The sequence below is a fragment of the Halobacillus campisalis genome, assembly GCF_030345335.1.
In the GTDB taxonomy this organism is placed as follows: domain Bacteria; phylum Bacillota; class Bacilli; order Bacillales; family Halobacillaceae; genus Halobacillus_A; species Halobacillus_A campisalis.
Genome location: NZ_JAPVRC010000012.1, coordinates 12,245 through 34,442, shown reverse-complemented (window position 1 = coordinate 34,442; position 22,198 = coordinate 12,245). Strand labels below are relative to the sequence as shown.

20 protein-coding genes, 1 pseudogene, 1 riboswitch and 1 other annotated feature are annotated in these 22,198 nt (G+C 41.5%); of the genes and pseudogenes, 4 read left to right on the top strand and 17 right to left on the bottom strand.

The genetic code is table 11. The features are described 5' to 3' along the window. Position 1 precedes the first annotated feature (1 nt). The gene (locus O2Q26_RS17530; protein ID WP_289217120.1) at positions 2–778 is read right to left on the bottom strand and encodes a VOC family protein; all 777 of its coding nucleotides are present in this window, start codon (positions 776–778) and stop codon (positions 2–4) included. Positions 779–974: 196 nt separating this feature from the next. On the opposite strand from O2Q26_RS17530, the gene O2Q26_RS17525 reads away from it, so the two are divergent. Beyond that, positions 975–1,334 (top strand): Lin0512 family protein, encoded by a 360-nt coding sequence (locus tag O2Q26_RS17525; protein ID WP_289217119.1) that lies wholly within the window; start codon positions 975–977, stop codon positions 1,332–1,334. 41 nt (positions 1,335–1,375) lie between these two features. On the opposite strand, the gene O2Q26_RS17520 is transcribed toward O2Q26_RS17525, so the two are convergent. The 6 genes from O2Q26_RS17520 to O2Q26_RS17495 all read right to left on the bottom strand — a co-directional run bounded on the left by O2Q26_RS17520 (position 1,376) and on the right by O2Q26_RS17495 (position 6,864). Further along, positions 1,376–2,020: a TraR/DksA C4-type zinc finger protein gene (locus O2Q26_RS17520; RefSeq protein ID WP_289217118.1), complete on the bottom strand. Its 645-nt coding sequence runs from the start codon at positions 2,018–2,020 to the stop codon at positions 1,376–1,378. Between the two features lie 134 nt (positions 2,021–2,154). After that, on the bottom strand, positions 2,155–3,291 hold the full coding sequence (locus O2Q26_RS17515; protein ID WP_289217117.1) for a bifunctional cystathionine gamma-lyase/homocysteine desulfhydrase: 1,137 nt from the start codon (positions 3,289–3,291) through the stop codon (positions 2,155–2,157). Further along, positions 3,288–4,214: a PLP-dependent cysteine synthase family protein gene (locus tag O2Q26_RS17510; RefSeq protein WP_289217116.1), complete on the bottom strand. Its 927-nt coding sequence runs from the start codon at positions 4,212–4,214 to the stop codon at positions 3,288–3,290. The genes O2Q26_RS17515 and O2Q26_RS17510 overlap by 4 nt, the downstream gene beginning before the upstream one ends. A gap of 22 nt (positions 4,215–4,236) precedes the next feature. Continuing rightward, complete coding sequence (locus tag O2Q26_RS17505; RefSeq protein ID WP_253936081.1) at positions 4,237–4,695, bottom strand: S-ribosylhomocysteine lyase; 459 nt, start codon at positions 4,693–4,695, stop codon at positions 4,237–4,239. Between the two features lie 3 nt (positions 4,696–4,698). Then, complete coding sequence (locus O2Q26_RS17500; RefSeq protein ID WP_253936080.1) at positions 4,699–5,340, bottom strand: class I SAM-dependent DNA methyltransferase; 642 nt, start codon at positions 5,338–5,340, stop codon at positions 4,699–4,701. A gap of 336 nt (positions 5,341–5,676) precedes the next feature. Further along, positions 5,677–6,864, bottom strand: a complete 1,188-nt coding sequence (locus tag O2Q26_RS17495) for a DEAD/DEAH box helicase (protein ID WP_289217115.1) — start codon at positions 6,862–6,864, stop codon at positions 5,677–5,679. Positions 6,865–7,338: 474 nt separating this feature from the next. Between O2Q26_RS17495 and O2Q26_RS17490 the strand changes: the two genes are divergently transcribed. Next, complete coding sequence (locus O2Q26_RS17490) at positions 7,339–8,526, top strand: M14 family metallopeptidase (protein WP_289217114.1); 1,188 nt, start codon at positions 7,339–7,341, stop codon at positions 8,524–8,526. Between the two features lie 215 nt (positions 8,527–8,741). Here the strand turns inward: O2Q26_RS17490 and O2Q26_RS17485 are convergent, their stop codons facing one another. The 5 genes from O2Q26_RS17485 to O2Q26_RS17465 all read right to left on the bottom strand — a co-directional run bounded on the left by O2Q26_RS17485 (position 8,742) and on the right by O2Q26_RS17465 (position 16,271). Continuing rightward, a complete protein-coding gene (locus tag O2Q26_RS17485) occupies positions 8,742–9,101 on the bottom strand; it encodes a hypothetical protein (RefSeq protein ID WP_289217113.1) in 360 nt (119 codons plus the stop codon). Positions 9,102–9,212: 111 nt separating this feature from the next. Further along, positions 9,213–10,382, bottom strand: coding sequence for a thiolase family protein (locus tag O2Q26_RS17480; protein ID WP_289217112.1), 1,170 nt, complete (start codon positions 10,380–10,382; stop codon positions 9,213–9,215). Positions 10,383–10,470: 88 nt separating this feature from the next. Then, positions 10,471–10,572, bottom strand: a riboswitch (SAM riboswitch). A 96-nt stretch (positions 10,573–10,668) separates the two neighbouring features. Next, entirely contained in the window at positions 10,669–12,039 is a 1,371-nt protein-coding gene (gene argH, locus O2Q26_RS17475; protein WP_289217111.1) for an argininosuccinate lyase, read from the bottom strand. Continuing rightward, positions 12,032–13,270, bottom strand: a complete 1,239-nt coding sequence (locus O2Q26_RS17470; RefSeq protein ID WP_289217110.1) for an argininosuccinate synthase — start codon at positions 13,268–13,270, stop codon at positions 12,032–12,034. Before O2Q26_RS17470 ends, argH begins: the two co-directional genes overlap by 8 nt. A gap of 62 nt (positions 13,271–13,332) precedes the next feature. Beyond that, positions 13,333–13,550 (bottom strand) — a binding site (T-box leader). A 2,100-nt stretch (positions 13,551–15,650) separates the two neighbouring features. Next, entirely contained in the window at positions 15,651–16,271 is a 621-nt protein-coding gene (locus O2Q26_RS17465; RefSeq protein ID WP_289217109.1) for a class I SAM-dependent DNA methyltransferase, read from the bottom strand. A gap of 211 nt (positions 16,272–16,482) precedes the next feature. Between O2Q26_RS17465 and O2Q26_RS17460 the strand changes: the two genes are divergently transcribed. Next, entirely contained in the window at positions 16,483–17,904 is a 1,422-nt protein-coding gene (locus O2Q26_RS17460) for an MDR family MFS transporter (RefSeq protein WP_289217108.1), read from the top strand. A gap of 50 nt (positions 17,905–17,954) precedes the next feature. Here O2Q26_RS17460 and O2Q26_RS17455 read toward each other — a convergent pair whose 3' ends face one another. The 5 genes and pseudogenes from O2Q26_RS17455 to O2Q26_RS17435 form a co-directional block, all read right to left on the bottom strand. Then, positions 17,955–18,113 (bottom strand): hypothetical protein, encoded by a 159-nt coding sequence (locus tag O2Q26_RS17455; RefSeq protein WP_289217107.1) that lies wholly within the window; start codon positions 18,111–18,113, stop codon positions 17,955–17,957. Positions 18,114–18,246: 133 nt separating this feature from the next. Continuing rightward, a complete protein-coding gene (locus O2Q26_RS17450; RefSeq protein ID WP_289217106.1) occupies positions 18,247–18,630 on the bottom strand; it encodes an aryl-sulfate sulfotransferase in 384 nt (127 codons plus the stop codon). A 59-nt stretch (positions 18,631–18,689) separates the two neighbouring features. Continuing rightward, the gene (locus O2Q26_RS17445) at positions 18,690–19,499 is read right to left on the bottom strand and encodes a multinuclear nonheme iron-dependent oxidase (protein ID WP_289217105.1); all 810 of its coding nucleotides are present in this window, start codon (positions 19,497–19,499) and stop codon (positions 18,690–18,692) included. Between the two features lie 230 nt (positions 19,500–19,729). Then, positions 19,730–20,440: a metallophosphoesterase family protein gene (locus O2Q26_RS17440; protein ID WP_289217104.1), complete on the bottom strand. Its 711-nt coding sequence runs from the start codon at positions 20,438–20,440 to the stop codon at positions 19,730–19,732. A 488-nt stretch (positions 20,441–20,928) separates the two neighbouring features. After that, a pseudogene (locus O2Q26_RS17435) lies at positions 20,929–21,157 on the bottom strand (PTS mannitol transporter subunit IIBC); the annotation flags it as partial. Positions 21,158–21,664: 507 nt separating this feature from the next. Between O2Q26_RS17435 and ectA the strand changes: the two are divergent. After that, entirely contained in the window at positions 21,665–22,183 is a 519-nt protein-coding gene (gene ectA, locus O2Q26_RS17430) for a diaminobutyrate acetyltransferase (RefSeq protein WP_289217103.1), read from the top strand. Positions 22,184–22,198: the final 15 nt, after the last annotated feature.

The following is a 22,198-nucleotide window of genomic DNA, read 5'->3' as shown; positions in this document are numbered from 1 at the left end:
ATCAGTATACTAGCACCAATTTATTTTTTGCAGGATCCATGATAGAAACCCTGTTTATATTCTTACTGAATGGATAATCAGCTTCCTCCAACCGTTGAATGATCTGCATTACCTCACCTTTTGTCGCCTGCAATTCGTACTCAACTAATCCCGATGCCTCAGGGTCACTCTGCCTCGCTCCTTCTCCCGCCCATGTATTCAATCCGATATGGTGATGATAATCACCAGAAGCTACGAACAATGCCTGATTACGAAATTCAATTTTTTTCAGAAATCCTAATAAATCTAAATAAAAATGAGCCGCCTGCTTTAAGTTATTGACGTGCAAATGAATATGCCCCATGACTGTATGATCAGGAAGTCCCTCCCAATCACCAGCTTCCTTCAGCAAACTTTCTTTATCCAGAGGGTGAGAAACCATAGGAAATGAACCATCCTCTCCCACGTTCCAGCGCTCTATAGGGCGGTCACAGTAAATTTCTATTCCATTTCCGTCAGGATCACTTAAATAAACGGCTTCACTGAATAAATGATCCGCACCGCCTTGGATCTGTGTGTTAGAAGCCAACAAATGCTGAAGTATAGTTCCTAAGTCCTTTCGAGCAGGGACGAGAAGTGCAAAATGGTACAACCCCGCTCTACCTGATTGTTTTTCTATTTTTGCGCCCGCCTTTACTATGAGGAGAACGGTTTGCTGGACGCCTAAATGAATTTCATTCTGTTCTTCCTTAACGATTGAAAGACCGAGATTCTCTGTGTAGAAAGATGTAGCTGCCATTAAATCAGTCACTTAAATCGTTACAGATTTGATATACGGGGATTCGGATGTAGATGCGTTCATATTTTAACCTCCTAAGGTTACATTTAGTAAGTTAATTATATTTTATAATTCATGCAACCTCAATGAATTAAACTTTTAATAATGTTAAATTTAGGGAATAGATCTATAAACATGATTTAGGAGGGTTTATTTTATGGACAAATTGATGTTTATCCAAACAGGTATGGGAATTGATGTACACGGACAAAACATTACTCACGCATCAGTGCGAGCTACACAAAATGCCATTAACTCAAACTCTATGCCAGGAATTCGTGAAGCACTCCCTGAGGAAGACTTGAACAATATGAAGGTACGAGTGAAGCTTGCTCTGCCGACGGACCATGATTTACTTGATGAGCAGGAAGTTAAAAATGTTATCCCTTATGGAGAGGTAGAAATTGAAAAGGTCCAGGGTGGAATGCTTACAACAAGCGGCATAGTGCTGGAAGATAAAAACGATAAAAATGATCAAATGTATATTGTCAATGCTTCTGTCGAAGTAGGATATTAAAATAAAAGTCTGCCGGAGTCAGAATCCCGGCAGACTTTTATTTAAGAATCTAATTCGTCATGCTCTTCTTTATATTTTTTATAATGGATATTATGTTCTAATTGAATATGATCCTGTCCAGTATATCCATGGATATTCGTTGATACAAACGGTTCAAACTCTTCCGTATAACCTGAACCTTCGTCATCTTCCTGAATGGAAGAATCATCATAGGTCATACTGCTATCATTAAATGAAGCTACTTGCTGATAAGCACTTCTCTCCACATTATCCTCTAAATCGATTTCCTCTAAAACCTCTTCTTCAACACCGCGATCTTCTGGTACATAACGGGGTGCAGCGTATTCCTTTAAAGTCTTTGCTGTCGGTACAGCTTCCAGCCGCTCTTTAGGAATTTGTTTACCCGACACTTCGCAAATACCATACGTTCCGCGCTCTAAACGCTTCAACGCAGAATTGATATCTTCAAGCTCCTGCTCTGTGTGATCAAGCAAAGCCATGTCTTTCTCTCTTTCAAACAATTCTGTTCCCGAGTCGGCCGGATGATTATCATACTGTGATAATTCCCCAGATACTATGTCACTGGCGAAACCCTGCTTAACTCCATAAGAATTATTATCAATCAACTTCTGCTCAATTTCACGTTTTCTTTCTTCCAGCTGAGCCTTTAAATGAGCGTAATCCATCGCATTTCCCTCCTATTACTTTGTTCTAATTTTAGTTTGGCTATGATGGATGGATATATTCATAAGTGATATGGAACTCGTCACAGCTGAAGATATTCATAAAAAAAGACAGCCTATGGCTGCCTTTTTCAAACTTATTTCCGCAATGCTTCTAAAAAATCCTCTTTTAAATCCTCTATGTCTTCAAGACCGATGGACACACGTACTAATCCATCTGTAATCCCAAGCTCTCCTCTTCGATCAACAGGAATCGAAGCATGGGTCATCATGGCAGGAACTGAAATCAAACTTTCCACGGCCCCAAGACTCTCAGCAAGCGTAAAATACTTAACATTACGAAGCACTTGATCCGCTTTTTCACCGCTGCCTACGTCGAAAGAAATCATTCCTCCGTTCCCACGCGCCTGATTCGCATGAACATCGTGACCTTTATGGCTTTTAAGACCTGGGTAGTAGATGTTGCTCACTTCAGGCAGTCCCTGTAAAAACTCTACAAATTCTTTCGTATTATTCTCGATTTCCTCCATGCGGATACCTAGCGTCTTAATTCCTCGCATCAATAACCAGGAATCCTGCGGTCCCAGGATTCCGCCCGATGAGTTCAATACAAAATGAACATCTTCCGCAAGCTGCTCGGAGTTCACAACAACAAGGCCCGCCACAACATCACTGTGACCACCTAAATATTTAGTCGCACTATGCAGGACAATATCAGCTCCAAAATCAATTGGATTCTGCCAGTAAGGCGTACTGAATGTATTGTCTACAATGAATGTCAGGTTTTTCTCTTTAGCAAGTGCGGAGACTTTTTTCATGTCCGTTATTTTTAATAAAGGGTTCGTAGGTGTCTCCACATAAATCGCTTTGGTTCGATCCGTAAGAGCTGCTTCGATATTCTCCACGTCACTTGTATCGACAAAGCTTGCCTCCAATCCAAAGCGGTTAATGACTTTGGAAACGAGACGGTACGTTCCTCCATATACATCATCAGTAAATATGACATGATCTCCATGATTAAATGTCATAAGAACGGCTGTAATGGCTGCCATGCCCGAACCAAAAGCGAAGCCAGAGTGACCGCCCTCAAGCTCTTTTATTAGTTCTTCTAAAGCAAACCGAGTCGGATTACCCGTACGGGAGTATTCATACCCAGAGTGCTTTCCGACGCCTTCTTGCTTGTACGTACTTACTTGATAGATAGGGACAGAAACCGCCCCTGTCTTCTCATCTCCAGTAATACCACCATGAATCAATTGAGTTTTTTTCCTCATTCATTCCACTCCTCATAAATCCCTTGACTTAAGTACCGTTCACTACTATCTGGAAAAACAGTGACTATTTTCGTTCCAGGTTTAGCTTGCTCCGCTTCTCGCAATGCCGCTTCAAACGCAGCTCCAGATGAACTCGCTACCAGTAGTCCTTCGTTTAATGCGAGCTCCTTTAAACGTTGAAAAGCTACAGCATCTGTAACTGTATGAATGGCATCAAAATATTTCTCATCCATGTAAAACGGTAAAAACTCCATGCCGATTCCTTCAGTCCGGTGCGGACCTGATTCCCCTCCATTTAAAATAGAGCCTTCAGGTTCCACTATTACTGTTTTCACCGCAGAGTTTTTTTCTTTTAAGAAGCGAGCCGTGCCCATGAACGTTCCTCCAGTTCCAGCTCCAGCTACAAATATGTCAATTTCACCGTTTAGATCTTCATAGATTTCAGGACCCAGCGTCTCGTAATACGTATCAGGGTTTGCGATATTATTAAACTGCTCGGGACTGAATGCATCAGGAATTTCTTCACAGAGCTCATTCGCTTTCTTTATTGCTCCAAGCATTCCTTTTGAAGTTGGAGTATGAATGACCTCTGCACCAAGAGCCTTCATAAGCGACTGCTTTTCCTGGCTGAATTTTTCCGGTATGACAAAAGTGACTTTAAAACCTTTTCCGATGGCCGCAAGAGCTATTCCAATACCAGTGTTCCCGGCAGTAGGTTCAATGATGTGACCGCCAGCTTTCAATAAACCGCGTTCCTGAGCATCCTCAATCAGTTTTAAACCCAGCCGGTCTTTAACACTGCCGCCTGGGTTCATGAATTCAAGCTTCGCAAAAATCCGCACTTGATTTGGAATCGCTGAATGAGTAAGTTCAATCATCGGGGTTTGACCGACTAAAGATTGAACATTTTTCACGTATCCCATAAATTTTCCCCGCCTTCTAAAATTAAAAGACTTCTGTCCATTCATCTCGTTTATCAAGCAGCTCTTTCGCTAACTCCTGCGCACCTTCTAAGCTGTGGCTGGCAGCAAACCCGCACTGAACTTCATTGCAGGCAGGAACTTCGTCAGCTTCAAGTACATCTTTAAGTGTGTTTTCTACTACTTGTAGTACATTATCGTAACTATCATCATTCAGGATGGCTAAATAGAATCCTGTCTGGCACCCCATTGGGCCGATATCAATAATACGATCGTGGTGATCACGACTTTTTTCAGCCATAAGATGCTCAAGGGAATGAAGCGCAGGCATATTCATGTGTTCTTTGTTAGGCTGCTTTACACGGATATCATATTTATAAATTTTATCGCCGTGCTGACCTTCCGTTACACCTACTAGTCTCACATAAGGGGCCTTTACTTTCGTATGGTCAAGATTAAAGCTTTCTACGTTCATTTTTGGCATACATCATTCTCCTTTTTTAGCTTGAATCAACCAAGCAAATTTGTTGAGTTGCTTAAAAGATACCTCAAAACCCAGCTGGAGAAACATTTGTTCTAGATCCTCTAAATAAGGATAATACTCCTCGCTTAAATCCTGAGCTAAATTAAGAAAGCCCTTTTGTTCAGCATCCTTAATCAATTGCTGTTTATATACTTCATCTTTGAAAAGAGTATCTATAAAAATGACTTCTCCATCTGTATCCAGTTTATCATAATATTTTTTTAAGGCTAATCGTTTTTCCTGTTCATTTAAATGGTGGAAAGCAAATGAACTGATGATCGATCGTACGGGCATCTCCAGTTCAGGAAAATTAATAAAATCTCCTGCATAAACTGCCGCTTCCGGACATTTCACATTGGCAATCCTTCTCATTTCCTCAGAAGGTTCGATTCCCACGACTACTTTGTTTTGAGCAACAGTTTTCTGTGTCAAATTCGCTGTACCTACTCCGAATTCAAGTACAGGTGATATGGAAAGGTCCGCTAATTCTTGAAGCATTGCATCGTACCCTTCAAATACTTCCTTATATTCAGGGTCACTTCCAGAAACCGTATCATCATAAGAGCTCGCCCATTGATTAAATAGGTCGACAAACTCAACTCCCATTTTACTCATCCCCTCATTGTAAATAATTCCTATCTGTAAACTCGGAATTACATTGTTACTATATCATATTTCTTAACCTTGCTCAATGTTCATGAATTTCCAATACTTACATTAAATTTAAACCACAAGATCCAAGTTGGAAATGGCGAGGCTCATGCTGGAAAGGTTGAACGTGCTGAACCCTGCATCGCGTTAGCTGCTCTCCCCCATGCGAAAGTAATTTTTTTCCAATCTTCCTAGTAACACATACGTATAAAAGAATATAAAAAAACGTCCAGGGGTCTTCCCTGAACGCTTTCACATACTATATGTGTTTTATACTCAGTTCGCTTCCCGCTACCTTTTTCTTTTTCTATTTCCAGGTTTTGATCTCTTCGGTGGTCGTTCTTCCTCACGATTTCTCTTTCCGGAAGCCAGCTTGTCCAACGACCGGCGATTGAGCTTTTCACCAATCCCTTTTTCAATCACATGTAAAGCCTGTTTATCTTTAGGGGCGGCAAAAGTGATCGCTAACCCTTTACCTCCGGCGCGGCCTGTCCGGCCAATTCGGTGGATATAGCTTTCCGCATCCTGCGGGATATCGTAGTTGAATACATGAGTGATCCCTTCAACGTCAAGGCCGCGAGCTGCAACATCCGTCGCTACCAAATATTGAATTTTTGCATCACGAAAACTTTGCATGACCTTTTCACGCTTCGCTTGAGACAGATCGCCGTGTAGTTCGTCCACTTCAAAACCATGACTCTTCAAGGCCCCGTGCAGCTTCATCGCTCTTCTCTTCGTGCGGCAGAAGATGACAGCCAGAAATGGTCTATGCTCGTTCATGATTTGGATTAACGTATCCTGCTTCGCCCGGTCAGTCGTTTCATAGACAAGCTGTTTAATTTCAGTTAATGTCACAGCTTCAGCTTTCACACTGATTTTCTCCGGGTTTTTCAAATATTTATTAGATAAGTTTTTCACTTGATCCGAAATGGTTGCAGAAAAAGCACTGGTCTGACGATCTGGTGGCGTTTGAGATAGTATGTCTGCGACATCGGGCAGAAATCCTGCCTCGAGCATTTGATCGGCTTCATCTAAAACGACATGCTCCACCTGCTCTAATGAGATTGTATCTCTTCGCAGATGATCTAAGAGTCTGCCAGGCGTGGCAACGACGATATGAGTTTGTCCGTCTAATTTCTTCGCTTGTTTCGCAACGTCCTGACCGCCATACACTGCTAACACTCCTGCATCATCGGGGCGCAGCTTTTCAACTTCATTTGTAATCTGCAAAGCCAGCTCACGCGTAGGCGTCACAATCAAACCTTGCACTACAGGCTTGTTCGTATCGATTTTTTGCAGCAGCGGAAGTAGAAACGCAAGCGTCTTTCCTGTGCCCGTCTGAGCTTTAGCCATAACGTCTTTTCCATCAATCAACAGTGGGATCGTCTGCTCCTGAACAGGGGTCGGCGTGGCAATCCCTTGCTTTTTTAATTTTATTTGTAAGCTTTCAATAATACCTAAATCACTAAATGTCTTCATTTTCTTCACTTCTTTCTAAAAATACGTATATCCTCTTATTGTAACTGAACGATGATGTTATGAACATTTTTATTTTTTAAAAACCATATAATAAGATGGCTATGTTAAAGGTGGTTGTTGATATTGATAAGTGAGTGATTCAACAATATGGCAGGATAGCGGAAGACTCGGTTTCGAGATAGTCTGGGTTCGTTGCCGTATTGAGAGTGAGGGGTTGTTGGGAAGCTACTCGCTTTCCTGTGGGGGAAGTGGCAAGCTTCCTCGGGCTTGCAGCCCTGTGGGATCTCGCCTACATCCTTCTCCCACGGGAAGAGAGTGATTTCCCGGACCTCCAAACGCTGTCAAACGTAACAGAAACAACCCTAACATCTTGAAACTAAGTCTTCCACTACGAGGGAGCTTATATGATTATCAACACGGGACTTTAACAAAGCCAATAAGATAGAAATCTGATCGTGAGGAGGTCGGCAATTCGTGGAGATCCAGATACGTAGAGGTGACACCCTCTGGTCTATATCCAATACATTCAACGTTCCCCTCCCCCTTATAATTCACTCAAATCCAACTGCCAATCCTAACACATTATCAATTGGCCAAACGATACAAATACCTGGCTATCGTATAACGACGTATACGATAAAGCCGGGGGATTCATTTTACAAAATTGCTACGAAAGAAAGAATTTCTGTAGACAGTTTAATGTTGGTGAACCCTGGTATGGTGCCAACTGCCCTTCAAATAGGTCAGCAGATAAGAATACCACGAAGAGTCACTACGACAATTATTGACCCAAGGCAAAATTACGACTCTGGCATCCTTGCGTCAGACTTAGAGGCATTAGCCACGTTATATCCATTTATGAGGCGGAGGACCATCGGCAATAGTGTGATGGGGAAAGACCTTATAGAAGTACAAATTGGAAACGGCGAAAGAATTGTTCACTGGAATGGATCTTTTCATGCCAATGAATGGATCACTACCTCTGTCATTATGGAATTTGTAAATTCTTATTTATTGGCTCTTACTAACAATGAAACGATTCGTGGAAGAGCTATGCTGCCTTTTTATGATCAAGTCACATTGTCCGTTGTCCCAATGGTAGATCCTGATGGTGTAGACCTCGTACTTAATGGACCACCTGAAGGTAATTTCGGAGAAGAAGCACTGGATATCAACGGGGGGAGCCTCGATTTCAGCGGTTGGAAAGCGAACATTCGCGGGGTTGACTTAAATAATCAATTCCCTGCCAAATGGGAAGTAGAAGCAGAGCGCAAACCTAAATCCCCCGCCCCTCGTGATTTTCCGGGCTACGCTCCCCTGACAGAACCTGAAAGCATTGCCATGGCAGAATTAGCAGGCGAACTTTCTTTTGAGAAGATGCTTGCTTTCCATACGCAAGGTGAAGTGATCTTTTGGGGCTTCGAAAATTTAGAACCCCCTCGTTCCCGTACGATTGTCAATGAATTTTCCAGGGTGAGCGGATACGAACCCATCCGGTATGTAGACAGTTTTGCAGGTTATAAAGATTGGTTCATTCAAGATTTCCGCGAACCAGGTTTCACTGTGGAGCTTGGGCAAGGTATCAATCCCTTACCCATCGGGCAGTTCGATGAAATTTACCAGAAAACCCTGGGAATTTTTTTGGCAAGTATGTATATGTAGCGATGGAGCACTAAAGAACTAACTGGCCCCAACCATTTCAAAAAGTGTTACTGCACCGTCACGGGCTGTGGAGTAAATTCTCGACAGCCTTTTTTTATTTAGCGATATGAAATACCATGACAACGATGAAGATCGCCGGAACAAGAAAAAAGCTTATAGAAAAACCGGAGTTTCCCTACAAGCTTCAATAGTGCCTAAAAGCACTGTAAATAACTTTAAATTTTTTCTTCATCCATATGACCGTCGTGATTTTTCAGGATAGAAAGAGCTTCCTGATACTCGTCATCTTTCACATCAAAATGAAGCAAATGGGTCAAATGCTCAACGTCTGAAGGGGTATCTTCTCTGGATGTATTCTTATCAGATTTCAAAAAATCACCGAAACCCGCAACTCCTCCGGCAGCTACTCCCCCACTTGATTGGCTTTGATTCAATACAGGAACGACTCCAGTTAAACGCGACTGTTCAGGAATAGGTTCTACCATTTCGTTTTGCGTAGATAACTTTTGTAATTCAGCTTTTGCACTTTCGGCATCATTTTCCGTACGAAAGAATGCTTCAATATGCTTAGTCATTACTTCAATCCTCTCCTAAAAAAGTTAGTGTAAGGTTTCATACCTCTAATAGTACGTATTCCCAAAAACACCATAACTATAACTTATTAGGAAAATACAGACAGCCTCATATTACTTCCATTCCGAAGGCACTTCTACTAACACAGCGAATCCTTGGCCGCCTCCACCGCATAGAGATGCGATGCCTCGTCCTCCGCCACGGCGTTTTAATTCATGCACCACCGTTAACACAAGCCTGAAACCAGTACCTCCGAGAGGGTGTCCAAGAGCGATGGCACCACCGTTGACATTCACTTTGCCAGGATCAAGCTCTAACTCTTTCATGCTTGCAATGGCAACACTCGCAAAAGCTTCATTTATCTCGTAAAGGTCAATATCATCTTTACCCAGCCCATTCCGTCTTAACAGCTTAGAAATAGCATCTGACGGTTTCGTATGAAGACTAGAATCCGGGCCCGCTGTTTCTGACCACCCAATGATACGAGCAAGTGGTGTCCTTCCAATTTGCTTGGCATACTCTTCAGAAGCCACCACACCTACACTGGCCCCATCGGACATTTGAGAAGCATTCCCTGCCGTGACCGTTCCATTTTTACGAAAAGCCGGTTTCAACGTGCTCAACTTTTCATAGCTGGAATTTGGGCGGATGCCTTCATCTTCAGAAATTTTCTCTTTCCCCGCTTGCACACTGATAATTTCTCCCTCAAAATTTCCTTTTTGCTGAGCATCAGCTGCTTTCAGGTGAGAGTTCAGAGCAAATTCATCTTGTTCTTCACGTGTGACCGCATATTTTTCATTTTGTTGATCCGTCAGCTCTCCCATAGACGAATCCGTCAAGGAACACCACAGTCCGTCATTTATTAATGAGTCCGTAAATTCAACGGGTCCAGCTCCTGAACCATTTCTGATGGTACTTACGTGGGGAGCATTCGTCATAGAGTCAAAGCCGCCTACAACATATATCTCACCTTCACCTAAGTGGATCCTTCTGGTGGCATCAGCTACAGAAGCCAGCCCCCCTAAACATACATTGTTAATGGTAATCGCGGGCACGGACCCTGAGATGTCAGATTGCACAGCAACAGCACGAGCAGGATTTTGCCCTTGCCCCGCTTGAAGAACTTGAGCTAGAATCACTCCATCCGCTTCTTTCGTTTCCGGAACACGCTGAGCCAATTCTTTCACTGCCTGGACACCCAAATCCTTTGCACTTAATTTAGTTAATGCGCCCTTCCATTTACCAAAAGGCGTTCTGACACCATCTAAAATAACAACACTCATCAAAGGTACCTCCTCTTATTGAACAAAAACTTTCATTCCACACAAAAGCCTCTTTCAACATGAAAGAGGCAGAAGATTATGCTTCACCTTCTCATCTATCGGATCAAAGTCCGTTGGAAGTAGCACCGTGTCTAAAGACCGGTTGCCGGGCGTCAAAGGGCCAATTCCCTCAGCCTGCTCTAAATAAGAGTAGATAAATCAAGAGTATGAAGTTATTAGTCATGATACAAACCAAGAATTGGAAAGTCAACAATATTTAGATTATTCCACAAAAAGACCCATATCGTTATAAATGCTTTTTAGCAAGCGCAAGCTGTTCCTTAACCTGTTCAAATCCAGTGCCGCCCTCGCTTGAGCGAGCAGCCACCACATTGTCTGGGGCTAACTTTTCGTATATATCACTTTCAAACAAATCCGAGAACTTTTTGTATTCTTCCAACGATAAATCAAGCAAATATTTTTTGTTCTCGATGGCGTAAAGTACTACCTGTCCAATCACCTCATGCGCTTGACGGAATGGAAGGCCCTTTACGGCTAAATAATCAGCGATATCCGTCGCATTGGAATAATCTTCATTTACCGCCTGACGCATATTGTCAGATTTGACTTCCATAGATGCAAGCATCGGAGCCAGCAGTGATAACGCACCATCAAGTGTTTCCACCGTATCAAACATTCCTTCTTTATCTTCCTGCATATCTTTGTTATACGCAAGAGGAAGACCTTTCAGCAACGTCAGCAGCCCCATCAGGTTTCCATAGATACGGCCCGTTTTCCCACGAAGCAGCTCAGGCACATCCGGATTTTTCTTCTGAGGCATAATGCTGGAACCCGTACAAAACGCATCATCCAGCTCCACAAAATTGAATTCCTGGCTTCCCCAAAGAATCAGTTCTTCAGAAAGTCTTGAAATATGGGTGATTAAAATGGACGAGATCGACAAAAATTCCAAAATGAAATCACGATCGCTGACTGCGTCTAATGAGTTTGGATAAACGTTCTCAAATCCAAGCGACTCAGCCGCCATTTTTCTATCGACTGGATATGGCGTTCCTGCAAGAGCCGCCGCCCCTAGTGGGGACCAATCGATCCGTTTAATACTATCCTGCAGACGCTCCTTATCACGCTCGAACATCCAGAAATAGGCTAATAAATGGTGCGCGAAGGAAACCGGCTGGGCGCGCTGCAAATGGGTATAACCAGGGATGATCGTATCCACATGCTGCTCCGCCTGATCTGTCAGCGACTTCTGCACCGCTTCAAGCAGACTGATCAAGTGCTTCGTCTTTTCTTTTAAATACAAATGCATATCAGTAGCCACTTGATCATTACGGCTTCTTCCCGTATGAAGCTTGCCTCCTACAGGACCAATTTCATCAATAAGAAGCTTTTCGATATTCATGTGAATATCTTCATGAGCTACCGAAAATTCAACTTCCTCATTTTCGATTTTCTTTTGTATAATCTGCAGGCCTTCTTTAATTTGAGCAGCTTCCTCTTCCGCGATGATGCCGCACTTGCCAAGCATTTCCACGTGAGCCTGACTGCCCTGTATATCTTGTAATGCTAATTTAACGTCAAAACCGATCGAAGAGGTATACTCTTCGACCAGTTTATCCGTCGGTTTTGTAAATCTTCCACCCCAAAGCTTACTCATTCATACTCACCGGCACTTTCTTTGCTTTAATTGCTTCTGCCTTATGGACATCAGCGTTTACCTTTGTCGGCAGACCCCATAGTTTAATGAATCCTACGGCTGCATTGTGGTCAAAGGCATCGTCTTTAGAATACGTAGAAAGCTCTTCATTGTAAAGACTGACAGGGGATTTTTTGCCAGTAACGTTGTAGTGACCTTTGAAAAGCTTCACTTTGACCGTTCCAGTCACAACATCCTGCGTCTCTTCAATGAAAGCCTGCAGCGCTGGCTGCAATGGTGAATACCATAAGCCGTCGTAAATCATCTTGGACATTTGCTGTTCCACATTGACTTTATATTGAGAAACTTCTCTCGTTAATGTTAGGAATTCAAGTTCTTTATGAGCGTTAATCAAAATCATCGCTGCAGGGTTTTCATAAACTTCTCTTGATTTGATGCCAACTAGACGATTTTCCGTATGATCAATACGGCCGACTCCATGCAACCCGCCTAAATCATTTAATTTCTCAATAAGAGCAACAAGATCCATCGGCTTTCCATTAAGAGCGACCGGCACGCCTTTTTCAAATTCCAGTTCAATAGTATCTGGAGTATCTGGTGTTTTTTCTATCGGATTCGTCCAAGCATATGCAGCTTCCGGTGCTTCCATCCACGGATCTTCCAGAACCCCTGCTTCACAAGCACGCCCCCAGATATTCGCATCAATAGAGAAAGGATTCTCAAGGTTTACAGGAATCGGTATTCCTTTTTCCTCTGCATATTTGATCTGCTCATCACGCGTCATCCCCCATTCTCTAACAGGTGCGATGACCTCTAAGTCAGGATTTAACGCCTGGATAGAAACCTCGAATCTTACCTGGTCATTCCCTTTCCCAGTACATCCGTGCGCCACTGCTACTGCGCCTTCCTGTTCAGCTACGTCGACAAGAAGTTTTGAAATTAAAGGACGAGACAATGCTGAGGATAAAGGATATTTACCTTCATAAAGTGCGTTCGCTTTTAAAGCTGGCATAAGATAATCTTTAGCAAGCATCTCTTTTGCATCTACCATGATCGCCTTAATAGCCCCGACATCCAGCGCTTTCTGGCGAATGGTCTCAAGATCCTTCCCTTCGCCCACATCGAGTCCAAGAGCAATTACATCATACCCGTATTTCTCTTGAATCCATTTCACCGAAATCGATGTGTCCAGTCCGCCTGAATATGCTAATACTACTTTTGGTTTTGTCATAGTAAATGCCTCCTTGTGTAATTTCCGTATATTTTCCAATAAAAAAGTCCGTCTCTTACCATGTAAGAGACGGACTTTATAACCTTTGTCCGCGGTACCACTCTAATTGTCTATGAAAATAGACCAACTCGATGCTGTTAACGGGGGCTCCCGGCTCTGGCTACTTTATTCACCAAAACTTCTCTGAAGTGCGGTTCAATGCGTTTTGAATACCAGGCTTCCACCACTCCCGGCTCGCTTACATTCTCTTCACATTTACTCTCTTCGTCTTCGAATCTGTTTTTTTATTGTCACTGTATGTTTATTACTAATTGTTTATAATTATACATAGATATTTTTAGAAGTCAACGGGTAGCAATTATTTTTTTCAAAGATTATGTTTTTAATGGATTTACGCGGTTATAAAGGTATTTCAGTCCTTTAGGGGAGTATCACTTGAAGTTTTTATTTCTGATCTGTGCTCATTTCAGCGAGGGAAATTTATACGGGTATATACGGCCGGAACTCAAAAAAAACGGAAATGAATTCTATCGGGTTAGGATTACTTTCGAAATAATACTATGGTGCATAGTCATTTTTTAGTTTTGAAGAAGAATTGGTTTTAAAATACTCAAAGGCTTATTCCTTTTTTCAACCAAGCTTATTAAATGTTCAATTCAAGTTGCTCCACTAAAGCTCCCTTTAGTGGAAGGCTCAGGTTCGAGGTATTCGCGCTGTTTCCGTTATGAGTGACAGCGTTTAGAGCTCCGGGAAATCACTCGCTTTCCGTGGGAGCGCAGTGAGTCTCCTCGAGCTAACGCTCTCCGGGGTCTCACCAAGCACTCTTTTCCCACAGGAGTCTCGCAATTTCCCGGAGCTCTTTGCGATGATTAGGGGGTACGGAAACACCGGTTTCAGGATGTCAGATGCTGCGCTACCGTTATGATAAAAACTTGATATTGAGCGGTTTAGCCCTATAAACAAATGCTCACCAAAAAACGAACATGGATAAAGAAAACGCACCTTCTTGCAAAAAAGGTTCATTTCTAGCTTACTTTCATAGAAATGAAAAGCCTATTGGATAGTTAGTTTTTCTAAAACAACCGGTTGAATTATTCTGCAAACGTTGGTACAAGAGAGGTTCTGCTTCTCATTTCATAGTTCCGTCCCGTGATATAAGTTAGGGGTTTTAGGAATCTGCGAGGCTCCTATCTTTGAAAGCAGAAGCACTTCGTTCAGCGGCGTATGGACTGGACTGAGATGGCGGAGATAAAAATAATTCAAAGAACAGTATAAGGGGGTTCGTTCATCTCCTAGTGTGGTTGGGAAGCTGCGAGACTCCCGTGGGAGAAGGATGTAGGCGAGATCCCACAGGGCTGCAAGCCCGAGGAAGCTCGCCACTTCCCCCACAGGAAAGCGAGTAGCTTCCCAACCACACCAGACTCTCATTGCGGACACGAACCCTGGTTATCTCGAAACTGAGTCTTAAAGTATCCTGCCAGTTTGTTTAAGATCATTTTTCCACAGTCTCTATTTCCAATATTAAAGGATACAAAAAGTTAACATCCTCATTTACTGGAGGTTATAAACTCAGTTAAAAATGATTGAAAAACTATGATCCTTTCTGTTCTTATAATAACCGTTCACCACCCTTCATCTTTTAAAGAAAACCGCCGTATATTCCCACTCACACTACTCAAGTCTCACATCTTTCAAAATACTCCAATATCCATTCCCTCAGACGTTATAAAGACAAAAAGGCTTAAGCAAACTCGATTTCTTCAGAAGAATGTAGATATTTTTGTTGTTTATTTTTTTCGAAATGACGGTATACCCTACTATACGAGTTAATAAATCCATCATGGAGGAGATTAAAAATGAAAATCAAAGTAAGCAATTGGAGGATGTTATCTAAGCAGGAACAGTTGTATATTTTACGTAAGATCAGTCAGCAGCCTCAGCTTTTAGCCGCCCGTTAATGAAGTGCAGTAAATCTTCGAAGAAAGTAAGTCATCTATCATCTTTTTAGCCAAGCACTTATTAATGGAAGATGGTTTAGAAAAAGCGATTATCAAGAAATTCTAAATTCCTTATTCATTCTTGTAAAACGCAAATTCAATTTTCAACAATTCAGTCAATAACATCCCTTTTTCTATCAGGCTATTAACCTGCAAAATCCATCTTCCCTGCAATTATCCGGTTTCCTCTACTAATTCTCTCCCTGCCGCCAGCTCTACATATCCGTCCGCCCTGACTTCAGCTTATCAAGTCATTACCTGCCATTTACTATGCTATTGAACAGGAAAATATTAAAAATAGCGGTACTCTCATTCGTCTTTTGTATTCTTCTAAGGTATCAAAGTAGTTCGCTTCAGGCGTCCCCTCTCTGACATCTATTATTTTAAAACCAGTTTTTACAAAGCATTTGGAAGTAATCTTCAAAAGGTCTATGAAATTTAATGACTTTTTTGCCCATCCACGTTTCTTCCCGTTTCCCTCGAAGAAAATAATCATCCACCACCCAGTCTGTGCGCTGGGTGTTTTCGTTTGCGCTTTTCGTGGAAGCTGTCAGCGTAGGATGCTGGACACTGAATACGAACATCCCATCTTTTTTCATAGCACGGTTAATTTCGTTTGAAAGCAGGGGCAGCGTTTCTATGTAATGCAAAACCATCCTTGAAACGATTATGTCGTATTTCTTTCCATCAGACCTCCATTCTTCCAGTCTTTTATTTTCGAGTATGCTATTCGTCCCGTTCAGGTTATTTGATGCTTCTTCGATCATATTCAATGAACCGTCTATCCCTCTGAACGTTTGACACCCTTCTTCTATTAATTCGATTCCAAAACGGCCGTCACCGCACCCCAAATCCAATATGTGCTTGTTCTTAATATCTTTTATCAACTCAAAAATGATCGGTTTTTCTATTGCATTATTCGGACTTTCTTTGCGATTCCTTCGTCTTAAATAGTTTTGAAAGAAATTATTATTTTCATATGCAGCTGGTCCATAGAACTCCACACGAACACTCCTTATCTACCTCTTATTTATATAAACATTCGTTTCAGCGCTTTACGATTCCTGCACTCAAGCTCCTAATCTATGAACCTATGATTTTTCTAATCAACATAGTTGTATCCTGCTTATGGCAGGCGTATAATTTTTCATTAGGTTTCTAACTAAATTTAAGAATACATTCAATAAATGAATACATTGAAAAGGAGGTTTGTTCATGTCACAAGACTACAATAAAGTACTAATAGCAGGGCTGCTTATTGCCGGGTCATTTATCACTATTCTGAACCAGACCTTAATGATTACAGCAATCCCTCCTATTATGGAAGAAATGAATATATCTGCGAATACAGGTCAATGGCTGACCACTGTTTTCATGCTTGTTAATGGAATTATGATTCCTATCAGTGCCTTTTTAATAGAAAGGTTTACCACTCGTCAGTTATTTATGACGGCAATGAGTATTTTCGCGGTAGGGACTGTTGTTGGCGGGATCGCTCCTAACTTCGAATTTTTACTGTTGGGAAGAGTTATTCAATCTGCTGGAGCCGGTGTTATGCTCCCGTTGATGCAAACTGTATTCCTATTGATATTCCCTGTCCATAAACGCGGGGCTGCAATGGGGTATATTGGACTGGTTATTTCCTTTGCACCAGCGATCGGTCCTGCTCTATCCGGCTGGGTGACAGCTAATTACACGTGGCGGTACCTCTTCTGGTTTATACTGCCGCTAGCTATTATCATTATCATCGTGGCTTATTATATTTTGAAAAATGTCACTGAACTGAAACGACCAAAAGTGGATATTCTCTCGATTATTTTATCTTCTATTGGCTTTGGAAGTCTGCTTTACGGTTTTACAAGCGCCGGCAATAATGGGTGGGGAAGTCCAATAACAGTCAGTGTGCTTCTGCTCGGGATCGTGACATTGCTATTCTTCATCCTGCGCCAGCTGAAAATGCATCATCCTATGCTCGAATTCAGGGTATTCAAATTACGCACCTTTACGATTACTACGATTATAGCGATGATCGTATTCATGGGATTGATTGGTGCAGAAACTCTGATTCCGCTCTATATGCAGAATATGCGTGATTTCACTGCGTTTGAATCAGGGCTTGTACTACTTCCCGGTGCAGTGATTTCAGGATTGATGTCACCGATTACCGGCCGTATTTTTGATAAGATAGGGGCCCGTTTCCTGGCAATTACCGGACTGATTCTCATTACGGGAGCGTCACTTGCACTTTCATTTTTAGATACGACGACAACGCTGACTTTCTTAACCGTAATGTATGCTATTAGAATGTTCGGTCTTTCTATGGTTATGATGCCGGTTACTACAGCCGGTTTGAATGAATTACCGCAAAAGCTGATTCCTCACGGAGCGGCTATGAGCAATACGATGAGACAAATCGCAGCTTCCATAGGTACAGCGATTTTAGTGACTGTCATGACGACAACCGCTCAAACAACTGCCCAGCAGCAAAGCGTCTCAAACCCTGAGATTCACGGTGTCAACGTCGCTTTCCTAGTCGTAACCGCTCTCTCATTCATCGCTATTATTCTATCCATCTTCATTAAGAGGACCTCTCCTCCTACCGATGAAGAATGGGATAACCGTGAGAACAACAAATAATATTAAAAAGGACTTGAGCTATACAAAGCTCAAGTCCTTTTTCTTTATCATTAATCTTCTTCCTCCTCCTCTTCAGATTCGCTGTCTTCCATGTCTTCCTGTTCCATATCTTCTTCCGTATCATTATCTTCTTGATCTTCGCCCCCACAAGCAGCAAGCAGACTCATAGCAAACAATATTGTACCTAGTTTCAGCAGCCAATTTTTCATGTAAATTTGCACCTCCAGTTAATAACTTACATAAATATACTAACAACACATTATTAACCACCTTCCTGTTTCATGTAAATATTTACATGAAACAGGAAGGTGTAAAGTTTCCGTCCGTTTCCGTTCACATAATTCATTCACTCCATTCGATCTCCCAATTTTCCGGATAAAGAGGCATACGCTCCGAGCGATACACCTGTCGGCTTTCACCTTCTTTGAAACCAGTCACCTTCAATTCATAAACAACTTCCGCTTCTTGATTATCTGTCGTTTCTAAGATACGGCTGTGCAGCTCGTTTCCATCTTCAAATGCATGACCGGAAGTAATTAAACGGTTCCCTGTTTTTTGCAGGTAATCAGCATCACCGACGATATTTGAGAAAAAGTCTTTGCCGCGTTCTTCACCATAAGACCAAACTTCCTCCACTAATGCATCAAATAATATGGAAAGAATGTACCGGTTTTCTAGTGGGATTGAACTAGATACTTTACTAAACCCTAAATCTTGATCATTCAAACCAAAATACCAAAAAAACAAATACAACTTGAGTATTTGTTTTTTGGTATTTTGTTGATTTACTTTTTGACCACATCATACAATCTCGGCACTTGTTCCTCTATGACTTTTGCATTCGTCCTCCACTCAAAAATAGGACCAACCCCTCCATATTCGAAAGAGGCGGCCCATGGCTCCGCCCACAACCCTTGTTTGATGTTTTTCATAGTCCACTCAGCCAGCTTCCAGTCCTCCTCTGTCATCGGCATACTATCTCTATATTTTCCGTCCTTTTTTTGAATTCCTGTAATATGTAATTCTTTCAGTCGATCCATAGGAAAACGGCTAAGATAGTCATACACATCTGCCCCTGAGTAATGGCAGGTCATTTGCGCGTGGGCGATATCCAGAAGCAGGCCGCATTTTGTTTCATAAACGATGTCAGAAATAAGCTCGGGAGTGACGATGGCAAGAAGCATATCACTATTTAAATCGCGGTACACCACATTTTCAAGGATAATTCGTTCTGCACCAAAACGATCTACTGCCAGCCCTATATCTTTTGTCACTAGATTCAATATCTTTTTGGTATCCTGCTTATTTAAACTGCCGCTGCTAATGGATGGGAAATCTTTTGAATGAGCGACCAAGTGTAAATTAATATATGGAGTATTCGTTTGTTCAGCTAATCGTTCTACTTTATTCCAATCCGACGACCCTAACTTATCTTCCCCTGCATTCAAGTCAAAATGCACATAAGCTGGCCTGCTTTTTTCAGCAGTTTGAATAAGCTGGTCATCAAAGTCAGGGCATTTGAAGAGATCAAAATCAATCAAGGATTTTTCAGCTAGTCGCTGGGCTTCTGGTGAATAGTTGACGGCAAACCTCATAGAAACACCCTCCATTTGAATGAAATCTAAGAATAATTTCCTTCGTTGTTCTGTTCCTTTTTCTGAATCGATTTCCTAATAATGTCTTTCAGGGCCGACAGCATGACCAAAATAGACGAAATTATAATTAATAAATTATCCTGGTTGATGGCAGCAATGAAAAGTCCTGTGCCTGCCAAGAATAAGAGTGAATGGAATATGATAGATTTGTTGGCTCTCTTAATAAGAAATCAAGCATTACGGTATTGAGCATGTACAATCTCATTTTTATATTTCTCATAGTCGGGTAAGTCAGCTTTACGGGCTATTTCCAGTTCCTTGTCCTGATCATAGTCGACCCTGATGAATTGAATTGCAGGATGGCCATATGAAGCATCTATAATGGCGTAGGAAGCTGAAGTTAAATCCAATGAATTTCCCACACTGCCAGGATTACACAAAATGCCGCGACTATAGGTGCGCAAAAATGTCGTATGAATGTCTCCATAGAAAACGATATCAGGTGCCTTCGTGTTTCCTGTCTGTTCACTATTTTCAAATAATGAGAGCTGTTTCTCCACAGGATGAAAAGGGAGGATCCTTTCAAACTCACTTCGGGGCGAAGCATGAAACAGTCGTATTAAACAGTCATTTAGTTCTACATCGATATGGAACGGAAGAGAAGCCAGGTATTTATAATCCTCCTTAGTCAGTCGATCCTGAAACCATTGTATAAAATCATTTTCAGCCGGTGCCTGTATAAAGACGTCCCAATTTCCGCGGACGACATGATCGCAATTGTTTTTTACGGCTTGAATACATTCCGAACCTTGAGGTCCCTTTCCTATCAAGTCTCCCAAACAGAAAATGCGCTGTATTCCTCTTTTCCGAATATCTTTCAGGACTTCGTCTAATGCCGTTTTGTTTCCATGAATATCAGATATTACTGCAATTTTTGTCACGTGTACTCCACCTTGTTATACATTTATATTCTATTGACTTACCTTCTTCTCTATTACTACCATTCTTTATAAATGATGTATTTTCCTTCTATTTCAAATAATAAGGCTCTGATAATTTTCCCTTTTCGATATTCACGTAACCTCCCTTATGTTGAAGACTCAAAATGGCAACGAACCCCGGATATCTCGAATTCAAGTCTCCAACTATCCTGCCATATTGTTAAATAACTTTTTTTAGGAAAAACGACAATCACAACTAATAGAGCAAATAATAAAAAAGCAAAGGGGGCCTGAGAAGTCCGCCCTTGCTGTCTATTCTAATTCAGTTGTTTTTCCACAAGTTTTAAAATTGCATGACCTTCAGGCAGTTCAGCGATTTTTTTCAATGTATCAATCGTACCAATTTCCTGAATCGATTGCTGAATTTCACGGGATTCTTCATCATTTGGATCATTAAACTGCAGGGCTGCTGCTATTACTTCTGCTAAGTAAGTCGGTTCCTCACCAGTAAAAGCTATAAGAATAGGAAGTAAATATAATAAAATCGGCTCAACCATTTGAGCTAAATCGGCATTTGGCAGCCAGCCTGTTTCTATAAATAATGCTGTAATAATCCCCCATGCTATTGAAAGCCGCGATGTTCGGCATAATCATTCTACTAAGGAAAGTACCGAACTTTTTGGCTCTCACACCTGACTTTTGACTTTGTTCAGCCATGTTAACTCTCCTCGTTTCGTTTTTTCTTTGTGTAACTCTATGATAAAGCGGTTACAGACCTGTTATCAATACAATCTAAATGCATGTTTGACACAGAGAATGTTGCCAAAATTAAATTCACACTGGAATGTGCCCAAAAACCGCTTTCAATGTTCTCATTCTGCGCTTTGTCGCTCAATCTCCCAAACCCGTTGATACACATAGGGTTGTAGAACAATTCGAAAAAATTAAAATTGCCAATTTATTTAAAATCTTATGGATACTTAACAATGCTTAAGTAAACTAGAAGGAACACCTGCAGAGTGTGTGCTAAGTCCATTTATCGGGTTTAAAGCCGTTTTTTAGACACTAAGCTGGTTTGATAATATTCTCAGACCACACTATTATATAAATATTGACAACTACCAGATTTAGCTAAAAATGAGTCTGGAATAATTGTCATGTGATTGGAAAATTAAAAGGAGGCCATTGTCATCAAAACTTTCAATATAAAACAGGTGATCTTCTATGAATCGTAATACAGCTACAATCACAAGAATTGATGAAACGTTAACCTTCCAAAAACCCACAGTTGAAGACGGCTCTGCAATGTGGGAGCTCGTGGACAACTCATCCCTCGATCAAAATTCACCCTATAAATATATAATGATGTGTGAATTCTTTGCAGAGACATGTATTGTCGCCAAAGAAGACGAGAAAGTCGTCGGGTTTGTAACAGCATTTATTCCACCTGAGAAAAGTGATGTATTGTTTATTTGGCAGATTGGTACAGATGAATCACAGCGTGGAAAAGGCATTGCCTCTCGCTTATTGAATGAACTGTTGAAGCGAGAGAGCTGTAATGATGTCCAATATGTAGAAGCAACCGTTACACCAACCAATAAAGCTTCTCAAAAACTATTTAAACGACTAGCCAGAGACCACGATACAGAGTGTAACGTCTCTGAGTGTTTCTCAGAAGACCTTTTCCCTGGTGATGAACATGAAGAAGAATTGACGTATAGAATCGGACCATTTTCCAAATAGAACTTCGGAAAAATT